This window comes from Priestia megaterium (genome assembly GCF_041941685.1).
Classification (GTDB): Bacteria; Bacillota; Bacilli; order Bacillales; family Bacillaceae_H; genus Priestia; species Priestia megaterium_C.
In genome coordinates this window covers 303,198-327,247 of sequence record NZ_CP130958.1, presented here as the reverse complement: position 1 = coordinate 327,247, position 24,050 = coordinate 303,198, and the positions used below count along the sequence as shown (strand labels likewise).

Below are 24,050 nucleotides of genomic sequence, written 5' to 3'. Positions count from 1 at the left end.
TCATTCTCTCTTCACTTCCTCTGTGCTGTCACTAAACGTAATGTTTGAAGGATTCATTTCCTGACTTAAAATGCCCAACCCCATTTGAATAACGCCATAAGTAAAAAATTCCGTTCGACTGCATGTAGAACCATTCACTACTTTTTCTTCCCAAGACATAGAAAGCGAATTCCACATAACATTAAGAGTACCTAAAGGTTTTTCAATTGTTCTATGCATATTGTCATACGTATTCCATTCTTTTAAGTTCTTTATATCATTCCACGTATCTTGTGAATGGGTGCTCCCATCGCTCCAGACGCTCGACCAAAACTCCGTCCAGCCTGAAGAGCCTTCTAGCTCTCCATCTGCTTTTCTCATTTGTTCTGCAGTGTCTTTTACTAATAAATGTGCGTTTTCCGTTAGCGAATCAAGTTTGCGAATCATATGCTGTAACTCTTCCTGCAAGTCCAGCACTTTATCAATATCTGCAACAGACAAGAAATGTAGATTTGTAGCTTCCCAGCTTAGTTTTTGAAGTGCATCAGCCGTCTGTGAATGAGACTGATGAATTCGCTCTGCAAATGTCTGCAGCACCTCTGGATTTACTTTTATCTCCATGTATGTCCGTCCCCCTATCTCTTGTAAGCCTTCAGTCATCATCCAAACATTTTTTAAGCCTATACGGAAAGACTCACTTTCTAAAGGAGTGAGTCGATAATGTTATTTATTACGCCGATGCTAACTCTCTTAATCGTGAAATTTCTAAGCGTAAAGTTTGAAACAATTCATCCCTTACGTCGTACAGATGAAAAGTAGATTGCGTAATATCATTATAAATATCCTCATATGAGCTCTTAGAACGCCCTGACCAATCTGACGCATATTGTTGGTGCGAATTTTGAAACAGATAGATACCCTCTTCAAGAAATTCCATGATACGTTGAACTTCATGTAAATATGATTCTAATTGATCTGCATCTCGACTATATTCTTTACTTTTTCTTCTTCGCTCTATGTCGTCAAAGAGATCATCAATTGCATCCATAAAATGTCCCCACGTCCTTCTTCCTCTTTTATTAGAAGTCTCTTAAAGTAATGTTAAAATAAGGTTACAAAAAACAAAATCCATCATTCAAACTATTTTCATACCTAGGAAAAAATATCTACATTTCTCTTTTTTTACTTATTTATACAGAGAAAATAGAGAAAATAAACAACGCCAGGCTGCTGTAATAAAGCAGTAGACGTTGCTTTTTAGGTTGTGACACTGCTGTTATAAAAAGGCAGAATACCTAGTTTACATTCAACCTTTTTGTTTCTTTTTCTTGTTAAATGGCTTTTTTGAAGGTTTTTTAGCTGTACGGGACTGCTCTTTTGTTCCTTCATCCACGATTTCACCCATATAAAGTTCTTTTTTCGCTAATGAAAGTTGAAGTTCACGTGCAATTTGTTTTAAATTTCGCTCTTCACGTTCAGTCACAAGAGAAATGACTGTACCTTCTGCTCCCGATCTGCCTGTTCTACCTGAGCGATGTACGTATTGATCTGCATCTTGAGGAACATCGATGTGAATTACATGCGTCAATCCCTTAATGTCTAATCCTCTAGCTGCGACATCCGTTGCTAATAAGACAGGGAAATCTCCTTTTCGAAACCCTTTAATCGTCGTAGCACGATCTTCTTTTTTCGTTTCACTGTGTAAAGAGCCTGCTTCTACACGCTTAAATGTTAATTTTTCTTCAAACTCGATGAGAGTATCAATCCCTTTAAAAAAGGCTAAAGCTTTCATTTGTTCTTGACGAACTAGTTTTCTAAGCACGTCCACTTTATCTCTAGCTTCACTTTTGATGTATACATGCTCTACCTTCGAAGCTGGAAGTTCGTCTCTTCCTACCTCTATTTCAAGAGGGTGGTTCATCATATCTTTCGCTAGGGATTTGGTACGTTCTGATACAGTAGCTGAGAAGACTAGGATTTGACGATCACTTAACGCCATTTTTACAATCTGTTGAACCGTTTGAACATGCTCAGGTACAAACAATTGATCCGCTTCATCAATCACAATTGTTTTGACTTCGTGCATTTTTAATTTCTTCATTTTAATTAACTCGTTCAAACGGCCTGGGGTACCAACAATGATATTAGGACGTTTTTTGAGTTTTTCTAATTGCCGTTTCATATTTGCTCCGCCAATAAACGCAGCGCTTGAAATACCGCTTCCCTGCGACCAAGTTTGAATTTCACCGTGAATTTGCATAACCAATTCATGGGAAGATGCTAAAATAACCGCTTGAATATGAGATGGTCCCGGCTGAATGCGATGTAAGACAGGCAACAAATATGCCAGCGTCTTTCCTGTTCCCGTTGGGGATTCTCCTATTACATCTTTATTAGCTAAAATCTCTGAAATAGCTTTCGTTTGAATGGCAGTAGGCTCATTGAACCCTGCTTTTTTCCACGCCTCTTGTAAAAAAGGCTGTAAAGTCTCTATAAATTGACTCATATCTATCTCCTTTTCCATGCTTTTCTCGATATTATAAACGATTTTTTCATTTCAATTAAACGAATGTATCAGTGGCCATGTGCGTTAATACTGACCTTAATTTCTATTTATAAATAAACCTTTCTTATCCCAAGGGACCCTGTCAATCCGTCAGTAGAAAAATCGGTTGTTGCCTTAACTTTTCTACATCAATATACATAGCTTCAACTATGATACACTATTGCTTCTATAGAAAACAATATGATCCTCTTTATTATGGGCGAAAACTTGTATAAGAAGGAGGTTTTATGTCCTATATGGATCCACACGCAAAGGGCTCAGCTGCTTACTTCCTCTTTTTCAAGAAAACAGCCGCCTCTCTGAACTATGAGAGGCGGCTGTTTCGTTCTATAATTGGCATATCAATAGTAACCGTTGTCCCTTTTCCTTTACCACTTTTAAAATGCATGGTACCTTGATGACGCTCCATGATTTTGTAACACACGGCCAGCCCTAAGCCAGTGCCAGCTTCTTTGGTAGAATAAAACGGGGTTCCTACTTGTTCAATCCTCTCTTGACTCATTCCGATTCCATTGTCTTCAAAGTGAATCAATGCTCGTGTATCTTTTTCTTCAACTGTTATTGTAATATGACCTTTCTCCATAATAGCTTCTACACCGTTTTTGATCACATTGATGAACACTTGTTTCAACTGATTTGCGTCAGCCGAAACATAAATAGGCCTTTTTGCTGTTTCTTTCAATAAAATAGAAACATTATTTAAATTGGCCTGCGCTTCCATTAGCGTAATAACTTGTTTTAAAATCTCGCATAAATCGGTCTTTTCAAAAGATACATGCTGCTTTTTTCCAAGAATGAGCATTTCACTGGAGATTAAGTTGATGCGGTCGATTTCAGACATCATGATATCTAAATATGTGTCATTTGTTTCCTTAGAGGCTTGCATAACCTGTACAAAACCTTTTAAAGAAGTAAGTGGGTTTCTAATTTCATGTGCGACGGCACCTGCCATTTGTCCAATAACCGACATTTTTTCCGAGGTTATCATAAGCTCTTCATCTTGACGGTATGTAGTAATATCGCGTGCAATCATAAATACACCTACTACCTGCTTATGAACGATGATAGGAAGCAAAGAACACCTAAGCACCCGTCTTTCTCGCTTTCTATTGATCACATTCATTTCGAACTTAGCACCTTTTCCATTCAGTACTTCTTTAAAATACTCTTTACACATATCAAACTCTTCAGCTGCGATAAGAGCTGAAGGTTTCATCTTTTGCAATTCTTCACTGGAGTATCCAACGATTGCTTCACCTTCTGGATTAGCAAGAAGAACTTCACCCGTTTTACTTATTTCAAAAACGCCATCGGGATTATGTTTGAATAAAGATTGATAGTGCTGATTGCTCGTTTGAAGTTCATGTTCTTTCACTACGAGCTCTTGCTGGGACTCCACTAGTTTATAAGCTCTCCTATATACCAACCCATACAAAATAATCCCCGTAGCTAAAATAAAAAACCAACCTTTGTATTGTTGAAAAAAAATATATACTTCAAAACGACCTTGCGCTAATGTTCTAGATATATTATCAGATATCAAGATCCATACAGCGCCAATAATGATATATATAATTGAAATTCTTAAAGCTACTTTACGCGCGTGTTTCACCAAATTTTAATCACCTGTTTATCAATATTGATCCCCTGTCTTATTGTCTTTATATGAAGTGTTCACTTTTTGTAGCCATTTCATGCCGTTGTAAAAAATTGATGAATGGCCTGACCTAAGTTACTAATAGATTTTACATTTGCTTGAAAATGATACTGGTGAAGCCATTGACTATGATCGGGTGTCACACCTGTTAAATAAATCTGTACACCCATTAGCTGAAATTCCCATATTAAATATTCTAGGGCTGCAACACCTCGTTCATCAATTTGACCTATTCCATTAAAGTCAATGATAACTCGATCAACCGTTTCCTCATCTATTTGTCTGAGCAGCCGATGTTCATTTTTCATGATGACTTCCTCAAATAAATCGCCAAACAGAGGTATAAGCACCATGTTGTTCGATAAATGAATAAACGGTCCCGACAGTTCTATAACTCGGTTCATTGCTTTTTCTAATCGTTCTTTTTGCAGCAGCAGTTCTAAGTCTGTTTCAGATAAACGCGCTGTATGTTGTTCGATTTTTTCTGAAAGAATTCTAATTTGAGAATCTTCCTCTACACATATTACATGCGCCTTATCTTGCTCCCATTTGCAATTCACGGTATAAAGAGACATCTTAGCTTTGCGCGAATGCATGACTAATTCTGTTTTTATTTTTTTCTTCTGCCCTAATCGTTTTCTAGCTTTGTTCTGACTATCTTCGTCAACAATTTCTAAAAAATGTTGAACCTCTCCAAATAAAGCGGCTGCTTCATCAGATTGCGCTAGAATATTCATTTCCTCATCCATAATAAAAACAGGAAGCGGAGCATATTTAATAGTCGACAACCTTAATCCCCCTAATTGATTGATAATGAAAAAACTCTTTCAACTCCTCTAACTGTGCAATAAATCGAACTTGATTTGTTTGAACAAGAGGAAACTTATAGTTTGAAACTACTCGGCCTCCAACTAAAATAAGCGGCTGATGTTTTGTCTTTTGTAATCCTTCTATATATGCGTTTGCTTTTTCTATATGATGAGTTAAACTGAACGAGATTCCTACTAAATCAGGTTTCCATTGTTCAACAGCGTGCGTTGCATGTAAAAGCGGAGAATCTGCTCCTAAAAGTTTCGTCTGCCATCCGTGCTCTTCAAAGAGAATGGAAATCATTTTTAAACCTAAAAAATGCTGTTCATTTTCTATACACAAAAACAGACCTTTTTTTTTCATTTTTAATAACTTCTTGTCTTATACACAATTGATAGCGTGACAAAACATAGTCACAGGTAGTAGTAGCTAAATGTTCATCAGCCACTGAAATTTCATCTTCTTCCCACATCATACCGATTTGAGCCATTGACACTGAAATGAATTGCTGAAAAATATAAAATGTATCGAAACCCTGCTGTCTTTTTTTCCACACAATATTCCAAGCTTCATCTTGATTCCCTGATAACAGTAATTCAGTCAAGCGTTCTAAGCTTCCAATCAAGAAACCACCTCTTTTTCAGTCAAACGACTTGTTTTTTTCCTTTGTTATTATCAACCATACCACTTAACTCGCCGGCACTCTACAGTAAAATATTCTCACACCGACAAAACAGCACCGGACGTCTCTGACAGGTCAATCTCTTTATTTTTCAAAGTCAACGAGGTAGTGATGCAGCAAGTGACGGTTTTGTTCATTGTATAAGTACGCATACACAGGACGTCCTATTGTGCCGTAAGTCATTCTTTCTCCAAGAAGACCTACATCTGTTAGAAATTTTAAATATTTCCGAATAGACACTCTTGAAATTCCCGTTTTTTCAGCTACATCATCGGTCGAAAAAGGGTGATCTTTAAGATACTCAATGGCTTCTACGATAACTTCTAATGTTCCTGTCGTTAAACCCTTAGGCAACGGCTCTACCGGAGCTTCTTTTATTTTTTTATTAGACAACAGCCCGTCCAATTCCTGTTGATTAAGCTGAGGTTGCTGTTTTAACGTACGAAATGTTTGTTTGTAAGCCGAAAGTGCTTGATAAAAGCGTTCAAATGTAAAAGGCTTAATCAAATAATCAATCGCTCCGTAGCGTAAAGCTTGCTGAATCGTTTGGGCATCCGAAGCAGCGGTGATAAAAATGACATCTATTTCCTCTTGTTTTGTTCGAATCTCTTGTAAAACTCTCAAACCATTTTGCCCGGGCATAAAGATATCAAGCAGCACTAAATCAACTTGATATTCATTTACCTTCACCAAGGCTTCATGACCCGAATGAGCAACAGCGACTACTGTAAACCCCTCTATCTCTTCAATGTACTTTTGATTAAACTGAGCAACCATGGGGTCATCTTCAACAATTAATACTTTAATCAACTTGATCTCTCCTTGTTTCGTACGGAATATCAATATAGAATGTGGTACCGCTATTTATAAATGAGTCAATGACGATTTGGCCACCTAGTTCATCAATCGTTTGCTTCACTAAATGCAGCCCAAACCCTCTGCTCGTTCCTTTTGTAGAAAAACCTTTCTTGAAAATCTGATTCATTGTATCGGAAGGAATGCCGCAGCCTGTATCCGTGACTTGAATCGTAAGTTTATTGTTTTTATACACAAGCATAACGGACACTTTTTTAGAGGCTTGATGACAAACTGAATCAATTGCATTATCAATTAAATTTCCAATAATGGTAATGAGATGATGAGTAACGTGTGGATCTGAAGGTTCTGGAATAACTTCATCAGCGGAAAACGTCAGTTCTACGCTTTCCTCTCTAGCATAACTCATTTTGCCCATGAGGAACCCTGCCAACGCATGATCTTTAATGGATTTAGTCACTGAACTAGATTCATCGACACGGTGATTAACAAGCTGATGAATATACGTTTTTAGCTCATCATAATAATTCATCTGCACCATTCCTAAAATCACATGAAGTTTATTCATAAATTCATGCGATTGTGCTCGAAGCGCTTCCACATACATTTTAACACCTGTTAGCTGTTCTGCTAAGATATTAACTTCTGTTTTATCCCGAAACGTAGAAAGTGCCCCTACAATCTCTTCGTTTACTACTAGCGGAACCCTATTAACCACAATGGCTACTCCATTTATGACTTGCTCTTCATCATAATGAGATTCCCCCGTAGACAAAACGTCGTCTAACCTGGAGGTTGGCATATATTCTCGAATAGACAAACCGATTGGCTCTGGTGCTAACCCTGCTTTAACAAATAAGCGGCGTGCAGAACGATTAGCAAGTGTAATATTACCTTCCTTATCAACAGCTATCACTCCTTCACGAACCGACTGCAGCATGGTGCTTCTCTCTTCTAGAATTTTAGCAATTTCAAAAGGTTCCAAGCCAAATAAAATTTTCTTTATGTAATTCGCTAATAAAATAGCACCAAGAACGCCTACAAGCAAACCAATTAATGAACCTAAAACAATTCGACGATGCCCATCTCTAATTGCTTCATTTACATTATTCAAAGAAATCCCCACAGCTACTGCACCAATTTGTTGATTTTTTTCATTATAAATAGGTGCAAAAGCGCGCAGAGATTTATCAAGCGTTCCTTTTGATACAGATACATAAGATTTCCCGTGCAATGATTTTTGCTCATCGCCTCCGGCAAACCTCTTTCCTATCTTTTTAGGATCTGGGTGAGATTGGCGAATTCCGTTCATATCCATAACAACGATAAACAAGACACTTGATTTTCCACGAATTCGTTTAGTAAATTCTTGAATTGACTGAGGTGTTTTTGTCTCTAGTCCTTCTTTCACGTTCGTTGATTCTGAAATAATCGTAGCAATAGTCCGAGCTTTTTCAGCCTGTTGATCTCGAATATTTTTTCCAATTGAACTGCTAACTAATAAATCCGTTAACAATAGCGATAGAATCACCACCATGCATACAAGCAGCACCGTGATGCTTCGCAGCCCCATTCTTCCGTGTTTCACATTCTTCCCTCGCTTCCCTGCTTTTCTTGTTTATAGCACAAGAAAAAGATCTTATCTAGAGCCAGATAAGATCTTCGCTTATTTAATTTCATTTTTACTGAGTTGATTAACATTTATACAGGAAGGTTAAAAATCCACTTTATAGTTTAGGTCCTTTTCGGTATTTGAACCATCCCATTTTATAAAAGGCGAATACCATCACGCCTACAAGCCCAATCATAATGCCCAGTACAATAAAATAATTATACTTTCCCGTAAGTTCCGGCATGTATGAAAAGTTCATGCCATAAAGACCAGCAATGAAGGTCAACGGTAAGAAAATAGCTGACATAAGCGTTAGCGTAAACATGATTGAATTCATACGGTCTGAGTTAATAGACATAAAACTTTCTCGAATATCATTTGACAAGTCTCTGCTTGCTTGCATAATTTCAATCATATTTAATAAATGGTCATAAATATCATTAAAATAGCGAACCTGCTCTTTTGCTTTTAACGCATTCGTTGACATAATACGATACATTAAATCTCTCATCGGATTCAAAATGCGGCGCATTCGTGACAAATCGCTTCGGATGTCATAAAGCTGCCTCATTAATTCGTCCATCGGCTCGTCTTTTGCATTGTCTTCAATGTCATCTATATGATCTTCAAATTTATAAAGCACAGGGAAGTATTCGTCAACCGTATGATCTAAGAGTTCATACATAATATCCCACGTTCCATCTTCGGTAGCCTCAGGGTCTTTTTTGATAAGCTCCCACACCCTAGCCACGCTCGTTAGCTTATCGAGGTGGTAAGTGACTAAAAAGTTATCTCCTACAAATGCAGACACTTCTAAGTGCTCAAGCTCTTCTTTATGAAGGGCATAATAGACTAAAAAATAATGCTCATCATACAACTCAAATTTAGCCCGCTGACCTTGATTTAAACAGTCCTCAACTGCTAAGGGATGAAAATTGAATTGTTCAAGCTGCTTTTTTCTTCCTCAGTGGGATTGTAAAAATCAACCCAATACCATTGAAAGTTATGGCTTGAACGAATCTCATTCATTTCTATTTCTTTAATAGCTCCTTCTTTGGTTTTAGCTAAAATTTTAATCATAAGATAACCTCTGTCTTTTTTGATACTATTCTCTGCACGTACCCTTTTTACCATTTTGTTAAACTTTTTTCTTTTAATGTACGCCTTTTCTTGTCTATACATACAATGATGGTGACGACAAGAGAACAAAACGGTGAGGAGGTATATCCATATGTACGAATTTTACTCCCGGCATGAAGAATATTGGGAAGATGATACAAGACTAGACGAACAGCTTCTAAGAGATATAAACAAAGCTGTAAACGATGAGTTTTCCGCTATTCACTACTATACACGCTTAGCAGAACTGGCTCCTAATAATCAGTTTCAACAAGCTATATTAGGTATTCGGCAGGATGAAATTAAACACTTTGACTGGTTTTCTAAAGCCTATTATGATTTATCAGGCAGCTACCCACAGATTTCATTAAACATAAAACTGCCAAATACTTTTCAAGAAGGGGTCTCTGAATCCCTTAAAGATGAAGTAGAAACCGTTCCATTTTATCAATCAATCGCTAGAAGAATCACAAATGCTCGAATTCAAAGCCGCATTGTTCGAGCTGCGAGCGATGAACAGCGCCACGGTCAAATTTTCCAAACCATTCAGTCCCACTTCTCATACTAAATAATACGCTTGCAGTCACAAGCGTATTATTTGGTATGGTTTTATCATTACCTCTTACTTTGTAGCATTAAATTCTTCTTTGATTTTTTGGAGCAACGCTTGATTTGTTAATACGTCATACCCTGTTAATGCCATTGTTTGTGCCCCGAGTATCATTGCTTCTCTTCCTTGCTCACTTAAAGCTGCTTCTCTAAATTCATGCGTATGACAAACAAAATAATCATCACAAATTTGAATATACGGATGAATAGCCGGAACAACCTGACTTACATTTCCCATATCTAAAGATCCATGATCGCCTTGGTCTTCCGTAATGCTTTGCTCGCTCACGCCTAATGAGATGAGATTATTTGTATAGACATCGGATAATGTTTGATTCGTTTGCATATCATCATAAGAAAACTCATAGTTTGATATTTTTAATTTTGTTCCCGTGGCTAAAGCAGCACCATTTGCACATGCCTTTACTTTCTCTGTCACTTCATCTACATATGCACGAGTTGAAGCGCGGACATAAAATTGCGCTACTGCATAATCCGGTACAACGTTGGCCGCCTTGCCCCCTCTGTAATGACTCCATGAATTCGTACATCCGGCTTCACATGCTGGCGAAGCGCATTAATGCTGTTGAACGTTTGTAATACGCCGTCTAACGCGTTGATTCCTTCATGAGGAGCTGCAGCTGCGTGCGCGGATTTTCCGAAGAACTCAAACTGAATAGCATCCATCGCAAGAGAACGTCCGCTTTTTTGGTGACAGTAATAAGGGTGTACCATCATAGCTACGTCTAAATGATTAAAAATGCCTTGCTCGGCCATCGTTACTTTGCCGCCTCGTGTTTCCTCTGCAGGCGTTCCGTATACGTATACTTTACCGCCTGTTTCTGCAACCGCTTTACTAAGACCAATACCAGCTGCAATCGACATGGTTCCAATTAAGTTATGTCCGCATGCATGTCCGAGATCCGGCAAAGCATCGTACTCAGCCATAAACCCAATCGACGGACCTGGCTTTTGACTGTCATAAACAGCAGTAAAAGCCGTTGGCAAGTCACATGTACCAATTTCAACTGTGAACCCTTGTTCTTTTAAAACATCCGTTAATGCTTTGCACGCTTTGAATTCTTCGTGACCAAGCTCAGGGTTTTGCCCAATATATTTGCTTACATCATAAAATGTATCCTGTAAGTTATTAATTGTTTCATTTATTAATTGTTTCATTAGTTGTACTCCTCATTTAAATATTCAAACAAATTATAGTATATTTATTCGTTTTTTAAAAGCTAGTTTTTAAGACGGGTTTTCCTATCACCTTAATATGCCTTATAATTAAATTACTAACTGTTTTAAAGAAGGTATGCATAATGATTAACATAAAAAAATTCAATTTTTTAGGTGGTCGTATTATTAAAACAGGCATTGCCGTTTTTTTAACTGCGCTCATTTGTCAGTCCATTGACTGGCCGTATATGCTCGCTGTTATTACAGCTATTGTTACGATTGAACCAACCGCTGCCGATTCTATTAAAAAAGCTTTAATCCGCTTTCCTGCTTCAGCAATCGGAGCTGCTTTTGCCATGCTTTACACATTTCTATTAGGAGTGACGCCGCTTACCTATATGCTTGTTGCTGTTTCTACTATTATATCCTGTTCTAAATTGCGTTTGCATGCAGGAACACTCGTTGCCACGCTAACAGGAGTGGCTATGCTGACGATTGTGCACGATCATTATTTCATCTCGTTTTTAATTCGCTTAGCGACCACCAGTATTGGGCTGCTTACTTCTTCACTTGTGAATATTATCGTTCTTCCTCCTAATTATACACCGATTATTACGAGGAAAATTCAAAATCTCTCAAAACAAATGAGCAGCGTTTTACAGCAAAGAGGAAGCGAACTTTCCCAAGTACATGCTTGTCATAAACAAACAAAGCTTCAATTTCAGCAGATTTCCGCTGAAATTGAAAAAATTGAGACGCTTTGTGAGTATCAGCGAAAAGAATGGAAGTTTCATCATTTCACTCGTCCAGCTATGAGAAAATTCCACTATGAATATAAGAAACTTTCTCTTATGAGGCAGCTTGTCTACCATATTGGTAATTTAATTTACTTGCCTGCTCATCAGCTGCAAAGTGCAAGGCATCAAGTAATATGGGATACATTCACTTCCTTTCATAACGTCTTACAAAATGAACAATATAAAAGCTCTTTGCAGCATCAAACGCTTGTTTTGACTTTAAAACAAAGGTTTTGGGCACATAAGCAGGAAGAAAACAGAGGAGATCAGCCTTTTTCAACAGAAACAACAATGCTTTACGAACTGCTTGCAATTCACCATCTGCTTGAAGAACTACACCGTATTCATTGTTTGAAGGATCGATATAACTTAAATAACTCATCTGTCTCACTTTCTTCATAAAAAAATCCTCACATATGTGAGGATTTTCTTGTTTACGAAACTTGTGACTCATCTTTCTTATATTCTTTCTCCCAGTAGTCTGCATTTTTAATTCCTAGCTTAACAGGATCAAACACAGGGTCTACCCCTTGTTTTTTCTGAGCTTCATAGTCTTTTAATGCAACTAACGCAGGCTTAGCTAAAATTAAGATAGCAATTAAATTTAGCCATACCATGATACCAAGTCCAGCATCACCTAACGCCCAAGCTAGTGATGCTTGTTTAACTGACCCGTAGAACGTAGCTCCTAGAAGGACAAGCTTTAATGCAAACATAGCCCACTTTCCGTTCTTTCCGCGAGTTAGGTAAGCAATATTTGTTTCAGCAATGTAATAATAAGCCATGATCGTTGTAAACGCGAAAAAGAATAGGGCTACTGCCACGAAGCCAGCCCCGAACCCCGGCAACACTGTTTCAATAGCAGCTTGTGTAAATCCAGGCCCTGCTTCTACACCTGGTAAATTTGAAATAATAAATGAACCGCCTGGTCCTTCCGTGTTGTACATACCTGTGAATAAAATCATAAACGCTGTTGCTGAACAAACGAACAGTGTGTCAATATAAACCGAAAAAGCTTGTACAAGGCCTTGTTTCGCCGGATGTGAAACTTCTGCTGCAGCTGCTGCGTGCGGTCCTGTTCCTTGTCCTGCTTCATTTGAATAAATGCCGCGCTTAACTCCCCAAGAAACAGCTAAACCAACGATTCCTCCAAAAGCAGAATCTAATGCAAAAGCACTTTTAAAAATAAGAGCGATAACTCCCGGCAACTCGGAAATGTTCATGGCAATAATAATAAGAGCTAAAATAATATACCCAAGTGCCATAAAAGGTACAACGAATTGGGCCACCCCTGCAATACGCTTAACGCCTCCAAAGATAATAAAAGCAAGAATAATAACTAATCCTACTGCTGTAACCGTTGGACTAACGCCAAATGCGTTGTCGATGCCAAGCGCGATGGAGTTAGACTGAACGCCCGGCATTAAGATACTCATCGCAACAAGTGCTGCAATAGCAAATAAAATGCCATACCATTTCATACCTGTTCCTTTTTCAATGTAGTACGCTGGACCACCTCGATATTGTCCATCTTGTTTAACTTTATAAATTTGAGCAAGTGTTGATTCGATGAATGCACTAGAAGCACCAATAAAAGCAACTGCCCACATCCAAAATACAGCTCCTGGACCTCCAAAAGCGATAGCTGTTGCAACTCCAGCAATGTTTCCTGTTCCGACTCGTCCCGACAGCGCTAAAGACAGGGCTTGGAAGGAAGAAACTCCTGCTTCTGAGCTTTTACCCTGAAACATCAGCATAACCATGTCTTTTAAGTGTCTTACCTGCAAAAACCTCGTTAAAATTGAGAAAAACAGGCCGATCGCAAGACACCCATAAATAACAGGTGTGCTCCATAGCACATTATTCAAACTCGTTACAAATTGCTCCAAACGATAACCCCCTTATTTTTTAATTCAGACTATTTTAAATTATAAGTTAAATTATAAATTTTAACAATAAAACTCTAAATTAAAACTCGTTTTTAGTTAAAATACACAAAAAACTTATAAAATTCTCAAAAACATCCAACGATAAACCGTTTACATTCCGTAATTATCGCTTTCAAAAGAGAGATATCTGCACCTTTCTTCTCAGGAATACATAGGCTATAGGAGTTATTTTCTATTAGAAGGTGTGAAAACAATGATGAGAATAGAGCCTTTATTTGATCGACCCTTAGCTTTAAACCTTCTTTATGCGTGCGTCTTAGCTTATAAGCAATATATACAGGGAGGCACATTTGATGTACCTGAAGACTACAGGCTTATTAAATCGTTTAAAGCTTCTGCCGTAGGGGTGCAAGAGTGGTTTGGTTTTATTTTAGAATCCGATGAAGCCATTGTGATTGCCTTTCGAGGAACTCAATCCGAGGCAGACTGGATTGCTGATGCTCGCATTCGGCAGCGCCCTTATCCATACAATCAACAAGCTGGTCTCGTCCACGAAGGTTTTTTAGCCGTTTACGAATCATGCCGCGATGAAATTTTTAAAACGTATCAGTCTCTCACCCCCAAGCCGCTTTATATAACGGGGCATAGCCTAGGTGGCGCACTCGCTGCTCTTCATGCCTTAGATGTCGCCACAAACGCATCTTTTCCGGAAGTTACAATGTACAACTACGGAGCTCCTCGAGTAGGTGATCCTCAATTCGTTCAAACATACACAAATCTTGTTTCAAATAGCCGCTGTTTTGTTAACACGACGGATACGGTTCCTAAAATCCCTCCGAAGCGACTTTATTCCCCTTCCACTAAGCAAACAATTTATTACGATCAAGATCCTCTCCAACTCTCGTTTACGATTCAAACGGGCTCTACCGTAGGAAACCATAATCCCCAAACATACAGTGTTGGTATTTGGATGATGTCGGACTATCCTATTTTGGTCCAAAAATAAAAAAACAGGCGGACTGCCTGTTTTTTATGCACCAATTGCCGTTTGGATTTCTTCTATTTGTTCTTGATGACGCTTTTCGGGATAGCCAATAAAATCAATCCATTGCTTTAAATCCATTAACCCAAATACAGGATGCGGAAACGATTTTTGCTTTAGCTTATCTTCACTCGCTGTCTCTTCTAGTTCTATTAAAGCAGCTCTTGACTCTGCCAGCTTACTCTTCATTTCTTCTAACGTTTGGTTTTCATTAGAAGGCGTAACTTGAGCCGGTGCATCTACTTTTCGTGAACGATCTACTGCTAAATGAAACGGCTTATCTTCAGTCGGCTGATCTACACCGTTTTCTAACTGATCTTTTACACGTGAAACAATCATGCGTTCCATCAAATATAAATGTTCTAATACTTGCATAACGCTCCATGTATTAGATGCTGGCTGTTGATTTAATTGTTCATATGTTAATGATTCTACACTGCTCAATACTTCGTTTCGAAACTGTTCATTTTTATTCATATTTAATCCTCCTCTAGGATTCCTCTAACTTATCGTACCAAAAAATTCTTCCCCATAAAAAAGATATCCCTTTGCTTAACTATATTTTAGCTGCAATTGTTTCACGTGAAAAAATCATATTTTCTATTTGACATAGATTAAATTAGGTGTTATATTTGTATTTCTGGCTTTTCTTTAAGAGCTAGACATAGTGAAAGTAACTTGAAAGGATGTATCGTACAATGCAAGGTAAAAATACTGGCATTCGACACATGTCTTTGAACAAAACTTATTCACACTGGATCGGCTTCGGAGCCGTAAGGATGCAAGAGAGGTAGGGCTTGCGTCGTTTAGGTTAATCGATCATGTGGAAAAACAAACCGCGGCAATGGATGAAATCCATGCAAGCACAATCAATGCTAATTGTGCCCTAACAACAACGAAACATACAAAAACCGTAATCATGGATTTTATAAAGAAAGTAATCATTTTGTTTTTACACTTGCAAAAAGCAAGTTACTGATAAGAAACACGAACAAAAGCGAGCAGATGCATCTGCTCGCTTTTTTAATAATTATTTTTTATTTACTTTATCATTTCTTTTTTTAGCGGATCTTATAAAAAAGCCAAAACCAATGTGGTTTCGGCTTTTTTCTTATTGCTCTGCTAGTACATCAGCAAATGCTTTTGCATAAGGAGGAAGGTCTGGCGGACGGCGGCTTGAAATGATGTGGCCGTCGATTACGACTGCTTCATCATGCCAAATAGCTCCCGCATTTTCCATATCATCTTTGATTCCTGGCGTACTTGTTACGTTTCGGCCATCTAAGATTTTTGCAGAGATTAATACCCATCCTGCATGGCAGATTTGGCCGATTGGCTTTTGCTGTTCATCCATATGACGAACCATTTCAATTACTTCAGGGTAGCGGCGCAGTTTATCCGGCGCCCAGCCTCCAGGTACTAAAATAGCGTCATATTCAGCTGGATCAACATCTTTAAACGCGTAGTCCGATAGAGCTGGAACACCGTATTTCCCCATGTACGTTTCGTTTGCTTTTTCTCCAACTAAATGTACTTCTGCTCCTTCTTCTCGAAGACGCATCACTGGATACCATAGTTCTAGATCTTCAAAGTCTGCACTAACAAGCGCAATAACTCTTTTATTTTCTAAGCGCATCATAACACCTCCGCCATCAGTATAGCATGTTGGTGAATAAGATTGAAAATAAGGTACTAACTTGTACATAATTAAAGGATTTTTCAAGTGCCCTTCAGAAAATTTTTGTATGCCAAATGGTCTAATTTTATATTTTTACTTGACTGGGGACAAACATCACACTACAATGTGTAGTGTGATGTTCATAATGTTGTAAAATTATCCAAATCAAAAAAACTTTCTGATTTAATTGCTAAATTTATTTTTTTGGGCTTTTACACTACATAACGTAGTGTTTTTCAAATACATTTAAAGGAGGAAGTAAAGTGAATAAAAACGTCGAAATTGGTTCACTTATTATTCGTTTAGTATTAGGTTTTACATTTTTAGTACACGGCTTTCAAAAATGGCAAGGCGGGATTGAAAATACAGTAGGGTTCTTCGATAGCTTAGGAATCCCTGGTTTCATGGCATATATTGTTGCAACCATTGAACTTGTAGGTGGGGTTATTATTATTCTTGGTCTAGCAACAAGAGTCGTAGCTGCTTTATTTGTGGCAGTTATGCTTGGCGCTATTTTTACAGCCAAGCTTAAAAGCGGATTTGTTGGCGGGTTTGAGTTTGATATTGCCTTAATTGCCATGTCTGCTCACCTATTCCTTGCAGGGAGCCAGTTCCTTGCTCTTGATGGAGTGGTATTCAAAAAGAAAGAAACTGCCTTTTCTCTTCAAGAAGAAAGCAGTAAATAAAAAAAGAACGCTTATACTCTCCCAATATAAGCTTTCAAATTCGTCCCCGCCGTTTGAGGCGGGCTTTTTTTTATATTTGCAGCAGCAAATTCGCAAATAAAGAAGAACGCTCGGATAATGTATCAATTTGAATATGTTCATATTCCGCATGTATTCCTTTTCCGCATGCTCCTAACCCATCCAACGTGGGAACGCCAATGGCTGCTGTAAAATTGCCATCACTTCCGCCTCCAACAGCTGCTTCTTCTAATTTCATACCCAGTTTGGCCGCGATTGACTGAGCGCATTCAAATAACTCTTCCGTTTGTTTAGACTTGACCATCGGAGGACGATTCATGCCTCCCGTTACTTCGAGCTTAATCCCTTTTAAAATGGGTGTTAAATTCAAAATAATATCCGTCATACGTTTTGCTTCTTCTGCTGTAGAAACACGTAAATCCACGTGCGCTTCTGCATATTCCGGCACTACATTTGTACCGCTGCCTCCCGTAAATGTCCCAACGTTCACCGTTGTACCTTTTTCATAATCTGTTAAGCCCTGCAAGAAAATCACTTGGCGCGCCAGCTCTTCAATAGCATTGATTCCTTCTTTGTGGTGATTACCCGCGTGTGCTGCTCGTCCCCATACTTTTACGGTGAAAATTCCCGCTCCTTTGCGCGACGTTTTTAACGCACCTGAACCCGCCACCGCCGGTTCCGCTACTAGCACTGCTTCACTTCTTTGTGCTTCTTCTTCTATATATTTTTTAGAAGAAATTGACCCAATCTCTTCATCCGAATTGCAGAAAAACACAATTTTTTTATCGAGCGATAAGCCAAGCTCTTGAATCGCTTTAATCGCCCATATAGATTGTACAATGCCGCCTTTCATGTCTAAAATTCCCGGACCGTACAGCTTGTTTCCCTCTGTTCTTAGACTCAGCCTTCCCTTTTCCCATACCGTGTCAAAGTGACCGATGATTAAAAGCTGCTTTTCTCCTTCTCCAATCGTAAATTTCAAGTGGTTTCCTACTTCTTTTTCTTCTATGATTTCGTATCCTACCCCTAAACGCTTTTGAAACAGCTGCGTTAAATACATTCCACACTGATCTACTAACTCTTTACTGTAGGACGGTGATTCTTTTTTCACAAATCCAACTAAATCTTCAAGCATCTCTTGTTCGTGTTCTTTTAAATAACTAAACACGCTTTGTTCTACCATTACCTGACTCAAATCAATTCCTCCTCCAAACAACCCCTGCTGCTTGCATTAAATGCTTTTATTTATCGCACGTATAACTATGTTCTACGTTTCACATAACGACCTTAAATTATCCTTAATTATAATGGTTTTCAGACAATTTTCCATCCTTTAAATACAGATAATACTTTAACTTATTCATAACCGCCCGAAAATAGCCATAAACTTCAACAAATTTATACAAAAAAGCTTCAATCTTCAACAGATTAAAGCTTTCGTTTGACTAATTGACATTTATTTTAATATTTTTCCCTTTTGACTTCACACTCACAAAAACAAACATAGACACTAAAAAAATAAACAGAATAATGCCAACCATTTCAAAGTTTACTTCGGCCCATGGGTTAAAGAAAGTGAATGCTAAATAGAATGACACACCATACGCGAGGACAACAATAACCCAGCCCATCAAGCGGGAAGCAGATTGTCCAAATTTACTCGATTCATTCACCATTTTATGTACAATCATCGAATCGATTGTATCTGTAAGCATCATACCAAACATAAACACTAGTCCTAACAAAAACGGCGTATACTTGCCTGCGTTCCCTACAGCTAGAGACCACACGGCCGTTTGACTGACCGTTTCGGCTGCTAAAGCGAACAATGCTCCCACAAGAATAATTAAAAAAGGATTAGTTGTTCCTTTTGCGATTTTCGGAATAAACTTCCCTTTTAACCCGCTCAGCTGAAACTCTTCCTCTTTATTTTTGGTTCGAAGCAAATGATATGTGTTTAGTGTCCCAATCAGAAAGAGAGAGATAATGGATACCCAAGATGCAAAATTATCGAAATATGATGGAAACGTAAAATTCTTCATCACCACGCCCAGCACCCCAGCCGTGACGGCCACCATTCCTCCATGACCTAGTGAAAACAGCGTTCCGACCCACGGGGCAAAACGGCTCCCCATTCGCCAATTATATCGAGTCTGGCCGTCAATAAAAGCTAAGTGATCTGCATCCAATCCATGCCTGATTCCTAATAAAAAGACAAGTAAAAAAACTGATAAACCTTCCATTTCCTACACTCCTTTTTTTTAAAATAAAATGTAAAAAAGCCTCAATTCTATAGAAATTGAGGATGTGTCGGCATATGAAAATAAACAGCAATTGCTCACTGCGTACCTTGATACACCGCCTCTTTCCTAGAAGAGTCAAGTGTACAGAATAGGTAGGTCTCCTGGCTTGAGATCATCATTTTCTACCGCCTTCCCCATTTTGAGTGACGATATGATAGAAAACTCCCTGCTTACAGTGGCTGGACCGCTCGAGACTTGCACTCGATTCCCTGTTACCTCTTACGCTATGTAAGAGCACCTAAACTGTGCGAATGATTCATTTTCTTCCTCATTATACTAGTACTGCCTACAAATGAATAGAGAAAATTCAAATAAAAAAGCCCTGCTAAGCTTTAGGGACTGACCCCCTATAGTGAGACAAATAAAAAACACCTTTAAGTTAAAAAACGGGTATATACTACCTAACAATCACTTGGAGGTGTTTTTTCTATGGGGACAAGAGTTAGTTATCCAGCAGAGGTAAAGATAAAAGCTATTGAGATGAGATTAGCTGGTGTACCTGTCAAAGAAGTGCTTTCCCAATTAAATATTCGCAGTTACACCCAATTAAAAAGGTGGATGAGATGGTATAAAAATGGAGAAATGCATCGATTTGAACAGCCTGTAGGCAAGCAATATTCATATGGAAAGGGACCTGGCTTTAAAGACGAAATATCCAAATTGAAAGCAGAAAACCGGTATTTAACACAACAGATTGAGGTCTTAAAAAAGTACAAGGAATTGGAGAGGAAGTGGTCCCAGAAATCGTAGTGAACGTAGTGGAAGAGTTAAAAGATAAGATACCAGTCTATCAAATCTGTCAGTACCTTGATATCCCTCGATCGACTTATTATCGCTGGAGGCAACAGGAACAATCAGAACGGACAAAGAAAAAGAAATGGATGGAACAACAGATTGGTAAGCAGTGTCGTAAACACAAGTTCCGATATGGCTATCGAAAAATTACAGCATTACTCAATCGAACGATGAAGATTAACCATAAATTTGTACAACGTGTCATGCAGAAATACGGTTGGCAATGTCGCGTAAAACGAAAAAAACGAAAGCAAACAGGGCAACCTTATCAGGTTGCAGAGAATGTATTAAATCGTGAGTTTCAAGCTGATCGTCCTCTTCAGAAATTAGTAACTGATATAACCTACTTGCCTTTTGGACCTAAACAGTTGTATCTTTCAAGTATTCAAGATTTATTTAATGGGGAAATCATTGCGTATTCGATTGGTGATTATCAAAACGTAGAATTTGTCTTAGATACGTTAAGCCAACTTCCTTCTTTACCTAAAGGATGTACGTTGCATAGTGACCAAGGCTCTGTGTACACATCGCATCTCTATCAACAAAAAATCAAAGAAAGAGGCATTACTATGAGTATGTCCCGTAAAGGGACACCCGCAGATAATGCCTCCATTGAATCGTTTCATTCCTCGCTAAAGTCTGAAACGTTCTACCTCGACGAGTTAACATATACGACGACCACCATCGTCGAACAAATCGTCGAAAACTATATTACCTATTACAACAATGCCCGTATTCAAACGAAACTAAACAACCAGTCACCAGTACAATACCGGCAAATGGTTGTTTAAAAGGTGCTTTGATTCCTGTCTCACAAACAGGGTGCAGTCCCTTACATGCTTAGCAGGGCTTTTTAAAGCAATTAAACTACTTCTACCGTTACGTCTACGTTGCCGCTGATCGCTTTTGAATACGGGCAGTATGAATGAGCTAGGTCTACGTATTTTTTAGCTGTTTCTAAATCTAAGCCTTCGATATGAGCTTCAAGCGCTACTCCAATTTTCACTCCTTGATCAGCTTTATCAGGAAGCAGCTGAACAGTAGCTTTTACTTCACTGCTTTTGATTTCTACGTTATGTTTTTTCAACATAAATTCTAACGCGCTGTTGAAACAAGCACTGTATCCAGCTGCAAATAGTTGCTCTGGGTTTGTTGCTGTTGTTGCTTCTCCACCAAGCGCTGGAGGTGTTGCAACGTCTAAGTTAAAGATGTTATCTAAAGAGTGAACTTCTCCTGTTCTTCCACCTGTGTTAACGACTGTTGTTTCATATAAAGCTTTCATGTATAAACCTCTCCTCTTTTTCGTTAATTTTATTAAAGGTTTTTTATTTCTCGTTTCTGTAATTTAATTGTACACAATCAAATTTTAAAAAACAAGTATTAAATACATTAAAAATTCCCCAATAAAAAAAGCCGCGTATTTGCGACTTTTTCTTAATAATATTGAGACTGTTCGTCATAAGCTGATTTTCGAAAAATAGACAAGTTGGTAATAGCCCTCATCAGTTTCGTATTAAAAATAACATAATGAATAAACAGCGCCAGCACGCAGCCTAAAACGGCTCCTGTTAACACATCGAATGGATAATGAACGCCAACCCATACGCGTGAAAAGGCAATGAGTATGCCCATGACAACCCACATGCGCCCTGAACGTTTGAAATGCAGCCAAATGGTAAAAGTGATAACTAATGCAGATGTAGCATGATCGCTTGGAAATGAAGAATTTGCGGCGTGATCAATAAGTTGATTCACGTGGTGAGAGATAAACGGACGATCTCGATAAGCAAATAAACTAATCACTTTATTGATAATGACTCCTGTGGCACAAGCACATAAAGCTTGAAATGCTACAACACGGCTGCCGTTTTTATTAATAAGTAAAAACAAGCCGAGTAAAACGATAAGTACATACTGGGCATAATCTGCAAAGAATACCATCAGCGAATCTAGAGGCTTTACGTGTGAGGCATACTGATTCACCGCGTGGAAAATGGTATAATCTACTGAATTAATAGCTGATAACATAATCGAAATCCTTTCTTATTTTTAAATGTCATTAGCTATCTTATCAGTTTCTTGAGAAAATGAACATGTTTTTGTCAGAAGCTTCCTAACTGGTATTTATAAATAATGTATTCAGGCTGAGTAGTAAACCAACGATCTTTCGCCCATTAACTCACCTGTGAGTGATCCACAATATTTTTTTGCAAAAAGATTTCTTCTAAAGAAGGTTCTTCGACGTGAACTTGATAAATGTCGATGCCGCATTGAATCAATTCGCGAATAATAAGAGGAATATTTCTTTCTTTTTGAAGCATCACTTTTGTGTACATGTGATGGTATTCAACTTCGGGACTCAACGTACGGAAAAACTGTTGAATGTATTCTTTGTGACTGTTTGGATAAGGATCATGTTTGATCATCACCGTTTTTTTCGCTTGATATTGAAAGCGCAGCTCTTCCATTGTACCTTCTATTAAAATGACCCCATTTTTCATAATTGCTACACGTGTACAAATCTTCTCGACTTCATTTAAATTATGAGACGTCATAAAAATCGTCTTGCCTTGATTTTGAAGTTCTCTTATTAATTCATGAATGCGAAGAGCAGATTCAATATCTACTCCAGAAGTTGGTTCATCTAAAAAGATAAGATCTGGGTCTGTTACAATTGCTTGAGCAATTCCTAACTTCTTTTTCATTCCAAATGAAAACTTTCCAACTTTCTGATGGTCATGTCCTTCTAATCCTACTTTCTTCAGTACATTACTACAGTGTTCTTTCGAAAAACGATGGCCGTTTATCTTTAAAAAATAGCGCAAATGATTGAGCGCTGTCATCTCATCATAAAAGTTAGCATAGTCAGGAAGCACACCTATTTTCTTCTGAAGCTCTAAATCAATATCACTCTGTCCCAGCAGCGTAAATTCTCCCGCTGAAGGAAATGAAACGCCGGTAAGCATATTAATAAAGGTAGACTTTCCTGCTCCGTTTCTCCCTAAAAATCCGTAAATTTCTCCTTGTGGTACCTGTAAATTAATACCGTTAACAACTATTGTAGATCCATATTTTTTAGTTAATTCACTTGTTTCAATAGCATACATATTATACTTCTCTCCTTTTAAAACTCCAAAGTGCCGTACATAAACAAAGTGCTGCAAAAATAAGAAGAACTGTTAGATAGCCTTTCTCCAACTTTAAATAGTAGTAGGGTGTCACATACTTAAACCATGCAATGTACGCTTTTGATGAAAATATGCTCCATCCACTCAGTACCGGTAGAACAAACGATAAAATAATCGATAAAAACATAGTATGAGTTGGGTTTGGCATTAAGGCTGAAAGCATTAAAACAAATGAAATGATACAAACGGTGAATAGTAGGCACTCTAAAAATATATAAAAAGAAAAATGATGCGAAATAAACGCAATCAGTAGAAATGAAATAGAGATACAAACAAGCCAGAAACAACAAATCCCTAAGAATTTCCCTAGTACAATGCGCTCTCTTGATGTTTTGGTAACTAAAAACCTTGCTGTTCTTGTTTTAATTTCTTGATTAATAACATTATGAGAAAGACTTGAGATAAACAAAGGTCCGAACCCGAGAAGCATCACCAAAATTCCCCCGTTGGCTCCATCTCGAATCTGTGCACTCGTCAGTTGACCTCCAAGTTGACTAACTATATGGGCGATTCCATAGGAAGCACCGCATACGATTAAAATAACGATAATTGATTTAATACTTTTAAATAAGCTTTGAAACTCTTTTATACTAATGGCCCACATTTTAAAAATCTCCTTTTTACA

The 24,050-nt window shown here is 38.1% G+C and carries 24 protein-coding genes, 2 pseudogenes and 1 riboswitch; of the genes and pseudogenes, 5 read left to right on the top strand and 21 right to left on the bottom strand.

Annotated features, from left to right (window positions below; translation table 11 throughout):
* From Q5794_RS01775 to Q5794_RS01725, 11 genes and pseudogenes are all read right to left on the bottom strand, one after another.
* A complete protein-coding gene (locus tag Q5794_RS01775) occupies nucleotides 1–600 on the bottom strand; it encodes a hypothetical protein (protein ID WP_214986985.1) in 600 nt (199 codons plus the stop codon).
* A 109-nt stretch (nucleotides 601–709) separates the two neighbouring features.
* A complete protein-coding gene (locus tag Q5794_RS01770; protein WP_013055102.1) occupies nucleotides 710–1,027 on the bottom strand; it encodes a hypothetical protein in 318 nt (105 codons plus the stop codon).
* 258 nt (nucleotides 1,028–1,285) lie between these two features.
* Nucleotides 1,286–2,485 carry a DEAD/DEAH box helicase gene (locus Q5794_RS01765; protein WP_214986986.1) on the bottom strand — a complete coding sequence of 400 codons (1,200 nt, stop codon included), beginning with the start codon at nucleotides 2,483–2,485 and terminating at the stop codon, nucleotides 1,286–1,288.
* 364 nt (nucleotides 2,486–2,849) lie between these two features.
* Complete coding sequence (locus Q5794_RS01760; protein ID WP_241262645.1) at nucleotides 2,850–4,157, bottom strand: ATP-binding protein; 1,308 nt, start codon at nucleotides 4,155–4,157, stop codon at nucleotides 2,850–2,852.
* A gap of 80 nt (nucleotides 4,158–4,237) precedes the next feature.
* Complete coding sequence (locus Q5794_RS01755) at nucleotides 4,238–4,990, bottom strand: STAS domain-containing protein (protein WP_214986987.1); 753 nt, start codon at nucleotides 4,988–4,990, stop codon at nucleotides 4,238–4,240.
* Nucleotides 4,977–5,375: a B12-binding domain-containing protein gene (locus Q5794_RS01750; RefSeq protein WP_374988622.1), complete on the bottom strand. Its 399-nt coding sequence runs from the start codon at nucleotides 5,373–5,375 to the stop codon at nucleotides 4,977–4,979. Before Q5794_RS01750 ends, Q5794_RS01755 begins: the two co-directional genes overlap by 14 nt.
* A complete protein-coding gene (locus Q5794_RS01745) occupies nucleotides 5,338–5,637 on the bottom strand; it encodes a B12-binding domain-containing protein (RefSeq protein WP_374988621.1) in 300 nt (99 codons plus the stop codon). Before Q5794_RS01745 ends, Q5794_RS01750 begins: the two co-directional genes overlap by 38 nt.
* Nucleotides 5,638–5,778: 141 nt before the next feature.
* On the bottom strand, nucleotides 5,779–6,504 hold the full coding sequence (locus tag Q5794_RS01740) for a response regulator (protein ID WP_192997827.1): 726 nt from the start codon (nucleotides 6,502–6,504) through the stop codon (nucleotides 5,779–5,781).
* Complete coding sequence (gene dcuS / locus Q5794_RS01735; RefSeq protein ID WP_374989195.1) at nucleotides 6,497–8,083, bottom strand: DcuS/MalK family sensor histidine kinase; 1,587 nt, start codon at nucleotides 8,081–8,083, stop codon at nucleotides 6,497–6,499. Before dcuS ends, Q5794_RS01740 begins: the two co-directional genes overlap by 8 nt.
* 154 nt (nucleotides 8,084–8,237) lie before the next feature.
* Nucleotides 8,238–9,011 (bottom strand): annotated as a pseudogene (gene corA / locus Q5794_RS01730) (magnesium/cobalt transporter CorA); the annotation flags it as partial.
* 32 nt (nucleotides 9,012–9,043) lie between these two features.
* Nucleotides 9,044–9,202, bottom strand: a complete 159-nt coding sequence (locus Q5794_RS01725) for a hypothetical protein (RefSeq protein ID WP_374988620.1) — start codon at nucleotides 9,200–9,202, stop codon at nucleotides 9,044–9,046.
* Between the two features lie 151 nt (nucleotides 9,203–9,353).
* Between Q5794_RS01725 and Q5794_RS01720 the strand changes: the two genes are divergently transcribed.
* A complete protein-coding gene (locus Q5794_RS01720; protein ID WP_214986990.1) occupies nucleotides 9,354–9,809 on the top strand; it encodes a ferritin-like domain-containing protein in 456 nt (151 codons plus the stop codon).
* A gap of 54 nt (nucleotides 9,810–9,863) precedes the next feature.
* Here Q5794_RS01720 and Q5794_RS01715 read toward each other — a convergent pair.
* Nucleotides 9,864–11,029, bottom strand: a pseudogene (locus Q5794_RS01715) (M20 family metallopeptidase).
* 143 nt (nucleotides 11,030–11,172) lie between these two features.
* On the opposite strand from Q5794_RS01715, the gene Q5794_RS01710 reads away from it, so the two are divergent.
* Nucleotides 11,173–12,228 (top strand): aromatic acid exporter family protein, encoded by a 1,056-nt coding sequence (locus Q5794_RS01710; protein WP_374988619.1) that lies wholly within the window; start codon nucleotides 11,173–11,175, stop codon nucleotides 12,226–12,228.
* 32 nt (nucleotides 12,229–12,260) lie between these two features.
* On the opposite strand, the gene Q5794_RS01705 is transcribed toward Q5794_RS01710, so the two are convergent.
* Nucleotides 12,261–13,715 carry a sodium:alanine symporter family protein gene (locus tag Q5794_RS01705; RefSeq protein WP_028412486.1) on the bottom strand — a complete coding sequence of 485 codons (1,455 nt, stop codon included), beginning with the start codon at nucleotides 13,713–13,715 and terminating at the stop codon, nucleotides 12,261–12,263.
* A gap of 253 nt (nucleotides 13,716–13,968) precedes the next feature.
* On the opposite strand from Q5794_RS01705, the gene Q5794_RS01700 reads away from it, so the two are divergent.
* A complete protein-coding gene (locus tag Q5794_RS01700) occupies nucleotides 13,969–14,721 on the top strand; it encodes a lipase family protein (RefSeq protein WP_214986992.1) in 753 nt (250 codons plus the stop codon).
* Nucleotides 14,722–14,745: 24 nt separating this feature from the next.
* On the opposite strand, the gene Q5794_RS01695 is transcribed toward Q5794_RS01700, so the two are convergent.
* Nucleotides 14,746–15,234 carry a DinB family protein gene (locus Q5794_RS01695; RefSeq protein ID WP_214986993.1) on the bottom strand — a complete coding sequence of 163 codons (489 nt, stop codon included), beginning with the start codon at nucleotides 15,232–15,234 and terminating at the stop codon, nucleotides 14,746–14,748.
* Between the two features lie 634 nt (nucleotides 15,235–15,868).
* Entirely contained in the window at nucleotides 15,869–16,393 is a 525-nt protein-coding gene (locus Q5794_RS01690; RefSeq protein ID WP_129705818.1) for a type 1 glutamine amidotransferase domain-containing protein, read from the bottom strand.
* Nucleotides 16,394–16,698: 305 nt separating this feature from the next.
* Between Q5794_RS01690 and Q5794_RS01685 the strand changes: the two genes are divergently transcribed.
* Nucleotides 16,699–17,121, top strand: coding sequence for a DoxX family protein (locus tag Q5794_RS01685; protein WP_192997821.1), 423 nt, complete (start codon nucleotides 16,699–16,701; stop codon nucleotides 17,119–17,121).
* Between the two features lie 70 nt (nucleotides 17,122–17,191).
* Here Q5794_RS01685 and Q5794_RS01680 read toward each other — a convergent pair whose 3' ends face one another.
* Both Q5794_RS01680 and Q5794_RS01675 read right to left on the bottom strand, forming a co-directional pair.
* Nucleotides 17,192–18,355 (bottom strand): M20 family metallopeptidase, encoded by a 1,164-nt coding sequence (locus tag Q5794_RS01680; protein ID WP_192997820.1) that lies wholly within the window; start codon nucleotides 18,353–18,355, stop codon nucleotides 17,192–17,194.
* Between the two features lie 229 nt (nucleotides 18,356–18,584).
* Complete coding sequence (locus Q5794_RS01675) at nucleotides 18,585–19,382, bottom strand: sodium:proton antiporter (protein ID WP_214986995.1); 798 nt, start codon at nucleotides 19,380–19,382, stop codon at nucleotides 18,585–18,587.
* 133 nt (nucleotides 19,383–19,515) lie between these two features.
* A riboswitch (cobalamin riboswitch) is annotated at nucleotides 19,516–19,699 on the bottom strand.
* 172 nt (nucleotides 19,700–19,871) lie between these two features.
* Here Q5794_RS01675 and Q5794_RS01670 point away from each other — a divergent pair.
* Nucleotides 19,872–21,028, top strand: a protein-coding gene (locus tag Q5794_RS01670) for an IS3 family transposase (RefSeq protein WP_374988241.1) whose coding sequence is annotated in 2 segments (ribosomal slippage) — nucleotides 19,872–20,142 and nucleotides 20,142–21,028 — 1,158 coding nt in all. Because the reading frame shifts where the segments join, the coding sequence is not laid out codon by codon here.
* Between the two features lie 71 nt (nucleotides 21,029–21,099).
* Here the strand turns inward: Q5794_RS01670 and Q5794_RS01665 are convergent.
* The 4 genes from Q5794_RS01665 to Q5794_RS01650 form a co-directional block, all read right to left on the bottom strand.
* Complete coding sequence (locus Q5794_RS01665; protein ID WP_013055083.1) at nucleotides 21,100–21,519, bottom strand: organic hydroperoxide resistance protein; 420 nt, start codon at nucleotides 21,517–21,519, stop codon at nucleotides 21,100–21,102.
* Between the two features lie 152 nt (nucleotides 21,520–21,671).
* On the bottom strand, nucleotides 21,672–22,265 hold the full coding sequence (locus Q5794_RS01660) for an undecaprenyl-diphosphatase (RefSeq protein WP_374988618.1): 594 nt from the start codon (nucleotides 22,263–22,265) through the stop codon (nucleotides 21,672–21,674).
* A gap of 146 nt (nucleotides 22,266–22,411) precedes the next feature.
* Nucleotides 22,412–23,344, bottom strand: a complete 933-nt coding sequence (locus Q5794_RS01655) for an ABC transporter ATP-binding protein (RefSeq protein ID WP_214987515.1) — start codon at nucleotides 23,342–23,344, stop codon at nucleotides 22,412–22,414.
* A gap of 1 nt (nucleotide 23,345) precedes the next feature.
* Nucleotides 23,346–24,029, bottom strand: a complete 684-nt coding sequence (locus Q5794_RS01650) for an ABC transporter permease (protein WP_214987516.1) — start codon at nucleotides 24,027–24,029, stop codon at nucleotides 23,346–23,348.
* Between the last annotated feature and the right edge of the window lie 21 nt (nucleotides 24,030–24,050).